4 protein-coding genes are annotated in these 4050 nt (G+C 71.6%); 1 reads left to right on the top strand and 3 read right to left on the bottom strand.

Translation table 11 applies throughout. From position 1 onward, the window contains the following. Window positions 1-828 (top strand): AfsR/SARP family transcriptional regulator (locus tag VN520_RS00900; protein WP_325744876.1); only part of this gene is annotated, 828 nt, incomplete at its 5' end. Window positions 829-855: 27 nt separating this feature from the next. Here the strand turns inward: VN520_RS00900 and VN520_RS00895 are convergent. The 3 genes from VN520_RS00895 to VN520_RS00885 form a co-directional block, all read right to left on the bottom strand. Then, on the bottom strand, window positions 856-1500 hold the full coding sequence (locus VN520_RS00895; protein WP_325744875.1) for a Crp/Fnr family transcriptional regulator: 645 nt from the start codon (window positions 1498-1500) through the stop codon (window positions 856-858). A gap of 246 nt (window positions 1501-1746) precedes the next feature. Then, a complete protein-coding gene (locus tag VN520_RS00890; RefSeq protein WP_325744874.1) occupies window positions 1747-2484 on the bottom strand; it encodes an alpha/beta fold hydrolase in 738 nt (245 codons plus the stop codon). A 216-nt stretch (window positions 2485-2700) separates the two neighbouring features. Further along, window positions 2701-4050, bottom strand: a 1350-nt coding sequence (locus VN520_RS00885) for an FAD-dependent monooxygenase (RefSeq protein WP_325744873.1), incomplete at its 5' end; no start/stop codon positions are given.

Raw genomic sequence — 4050 nt, 5'->3', positions numbered from 1 at the left:
CCGGCCGTCGTGTCGCGACGCATCGACGCGGAAACCTCGGCGACCTCGTCCTGGCACGACTTCGGCCGGGCACTGCACACTCAACGCGCAGCCGACCGCCGGTTGGTGGCGCTCTCCTCCGTGCTGCTGCGCGAGTTCGGTTCGGTCGAACTGCTCGTTGACGGCGTCCCCGTGCCGACCGGCATCCGCAAGAGTCCTGAGCTGCTGGCCTACCTCATCGCTCAGGGCGGCCGGGCGCGGCGCAGGCAGGTGATGGAAGCGCTCTTCGGGAGCACGGATCGTTCCGCCCAGGCCTACCTGCGTCAGGCGCGGAGCCGGCTCAACCGGGCGCTGCCGGAGCAGGCCGCGGTCGGCACCGACGGCGACGAGATCGTCCTCTCCGACGCGCTGGCGGTCACCAGCGAGTCCGCGGAGCTCGAGCGCCGGCTCCGGACCGCCCGGAACCTTCCGGGGCAGGAACGTCTGCGTGCTCTCGTCTCCGCACTGCGGACAGCGGATGCCGGAGACTACCTCCCCTCGGTCCGGGGTGGGTGGGCGGACGAGCGCAGGAGCCGGGTGAGGGCGCTGATCACCGACGCACACGCCGAGGCGGCCCAGCTCGCACTGGCCGCCGAGCACTACCCCGAGGCGCAGGCCCACGCCGAGCGGGTCCTGCGCGAGGACCCTTACCGGGAAGGTGCCTGGCAGACGCTCCTGCAGGTGGCCGGCATGCTCGGCGACCACGACGGTGTGATCGAGGTCTTCCGCGCGTGCGAGGAGGCGTTGGGTGATCTGGGGACGATCCCGTCGGCCAGCACGCGGCTCCTGCTGGAGAAGCTGCGCCGGTGAACGTGGGCCCGGTACCCCGGGGGGGGATCAGCCGAGCGAAGCCTGGTAGAGAGCCCTGGGGTCGCGGAGTACGGTCAGCCGGCCGCGCCGCTCGACGAGTCCTTCGTCCTGGAAGCGGCAGAGCGCCCGGGACACCACCTCGCGCACCGAGCCGATCGCGTCGGCGATCTCCTGGTGGCTGACGCGCAGGACCAGCTCCTGCCCCTGCTTCACCCCGAGCATCAGGAGGTGACGGGCCACCCGGGCGCGGATCGGGCTGAAGACGTTGGTCGCGATGAGCTCCTGGTCGAGCATGGCCTGCCGGGCGATCTCCCCGGTCAGCGCCCAGGACAGTTCCGCGCGCCGCCGGGCGAGCGCCGTGACCGTCGTACGGGGAAGCAGGAGGAGCGTGCTGTTCTGCAGCGCCTCCCCGTTCAGCGCGCGCCCGCCGTAGCGCTGCGACGCCGGGCCGGTGCTGGTCTCCAGCGCCAGTCCCCGCACGCCGACCAGCTCGCCGCGGCCGGCGTACCGGACGGTCATCGACCGGCCGTCGGGTGCGTGGACGTAGAAGCGGAGCAGTCCGTCGACGACCACGCCGAATACCGCTGTCTCGGCGTGGTCGGCACCGCGGTAGAGCACGTCCCCTGCCCCGGCACGCGTCTCGACCGCCTGGGCCAGGATCGTCCTGGTCACGTCCGGCGGGAGCGACGACAGTGACGTCAGCCGCCACGCTTCGCGTGCCGCGGGTGATATCCGGGCGAGCGGATCGGGTCCGGAGGTGCGCGTAGCGGGGACAGGCAGGGAACGTGCGGGCGGAGTCAGCGTCGACTGTGCCATCGCGGGGCCATCCAATCAGTCTGTGATGACGGACACTGCGGATGTTCCTCGCGGGGTGTGAAGGAGCGCGAAATCCCGGCGCACACAGGCCCACAGCCGCCCTCAGCTGGGATGTTCCACCGACCACGCCACATGTTCGCCGATGATCCGGGCCAGGGCGGCGGGCTGTTCCAGCTGGATCATGTGCGGGGCGTCGTCGACGACGACCAGACGCCCGTGGGGGGCCCGCTCCGCGATCTCCTCGGAACGGCTGACGGCGGACGCGCGGTCCTTCCCTCCGGCCACGGCCGTCACCGGCATGCCCAGCCGCCCGAGCCGGGAAGCCGTGTCGTGGGTGGCGATCGCCCGCCACCCGGCGGCGAACGCGAAAGGGTCCAGGCCCATCAGGAGGGTGCGGGCGTAGGCCACGCCGGGGTGCGCTGGAGCGGCCGACAGCGCCTGCGGCGTGAACCAGCGGGACAAGGTGTCCTGCAGGACGTGGGACATGCCGCCGGTCTCCGCGGCGACGGCGCGCTGCTCCATCACGGCGGGAGACGCGGACGCACCGGTGCAGGCGACGAGCACCGAGGCCACCCGGTCCGGATGACGCAGTGCCGCGTTCAACGCGACCATGCCGCCCATGGAGACACCGACGAGGTGGAGCCGTCCCGGATGCATGGCGACGACCTCGTCGGCCAGGCCGGCCATCGTCAGCGCTGCCTCCGCCCGGGGACGGCCGAACCCGGGGAACCGGTGACGCCGGGCGCCGTCGGGCAGGTCGACGAAGTCCCAGGTCCGCGCGTCGTTGCCGACGGGCGGGAGAAGAACGACACTCGGGCTGTTGTTTGACTGATCGCTCACCCGCCGGAGGCTAGTGGAACCGGGGAGCCGTGCCTGTGACCCAGGTCCCGGCTCTGTTGCTGAATTGCCTGTGGGCTTTGGGGCAGGCCGGCATGCTCGTCGGTGCGGCCGTCCTGTCCGAACGGCCGCAGCGGGCTGGCGCGGTGTCATGCGGCCGGGAGAACCGCCGCCCGTTCCCGGGCAGACCGCGCGGACGGCCCGCGCGGTGCCCGACCGTCAGGCGTGCACCCCGAGCACCTCTGTCAGAGCCTGGGACAGCAGCTGGTACGCCTCCTGAGGGGAGGCCGGCGCGGTGCCGTTCCGGTAGGCGATGTAGAGGTCGGGACGGACCAGCAGGACGCTGCCGTCGGCGATCTCGCTGAGCTCGGCCCAGGTGCCGTACAGGTCCTCGTACTCCTCGCCGGGACCGATCGAGACCGGGCGCAGGACCAGTCCGCGCTCGACCGACAGAGCGGCGGCGGCCTTGCGCCAGGCCTCGCCTCCGATACCGGTGAAGACGCTGAACTCACCGCGCCCTCCCAGGTCCAGGGTGGAGCACTTCCTGCCCTTGTGCGTCACCCAGGTGTGCGGCAGCTTGGCGCCCGGCCGGGTCGTCGGCTGGGCGTACAGCTCGCGGTCGCGGGCGAACTCCTCCGGGCCCGAGCCGTCCGGCACGACGGCACCGGAGACATAGCGCTGATTGTGCTCGACGCCGTGCGCGTTGAACTCGTACGACTTGTAGGCGATCGCCTCGCGCAGGGCCCGGCGGATCTTCTCACCCTTCGGTCCCGGTTCCTTGCGGGCCGCGAGGTGCTTGTCGAGTACCGACGCCTCCGAGGTGTCGGTGAGGTCCAGGGCCTCGACTATGCGGCCGGTGTCCGCGATGGACTGGTTGGCGCGCTCCACGATCTGCCTCGCGATGGGTGCCCGCTCGGCGTCGTAACTGTCCAGGAGGGACGGCGCCGCGGTGCCGCGGATGACGTGCGCCAGCTTCCAGGCCAGGTTGTACGAGTCCTGGATCGAGGTGTTGGAACCGAGACCGTTGGTCGGCGGGTGGCGGTGGACCGCGTCGCCCGCGCAGAACACCCGGCCCTTGGCGACGGAGGTGGCGAAGTGGTGGTTGACCGTCCACGGCGAGGACGACTTGACGCGCATTTCGAAGTCGTCCGAGCCGACGAGCTGTACGGCCAGCTCGCGGACGAAATCGTCGGTCAGCTCGGGGGCGCCCTGCGCGGGGTCGTAGCCCCACATCAGCATCCACTCGTGCCACGGCTTGACCATCCGCAGCACACCCAGGCCGACGCCCTCCTTCTCGGCTCCGGGCTGGAGCATCCAGTACAGGACCGACGGCCGGTGCTCCACGAAGCGCGACAGGTCGGCCTCGAAGATGACACCCAGCGTGCCCGAGACGGGACCGGGCCCCTCGAAGGGCAGTCCCAGCTGCTCGGCGATCCTGCTGCGGGCACCGTCGGCGCCGAGCAGGTAGCGCGAGGGCACCGTGTGCTCCTGGCCGGTGAGCCGGTCGCGGACCAGGCTGGTGACCCCCTCGGCGTCCTGCTCGTGGGAGAGGTACTCGCTGTCGAAGCG

The organism is Streptomyces sp., from assembly GCF_035563135.1.
In the GTDB taxonomy this organism is placed as follows: Bacteria; Actinomycetota; Actinomycetes; order Streptomycetales; family Streptomycetaceae; genus Streptomyces.
The sequence above is the reverse complement of the archived record's forward strand: the minus strand, read 5'-3'. Positions and strand labels throughout refer to the sequence as shown.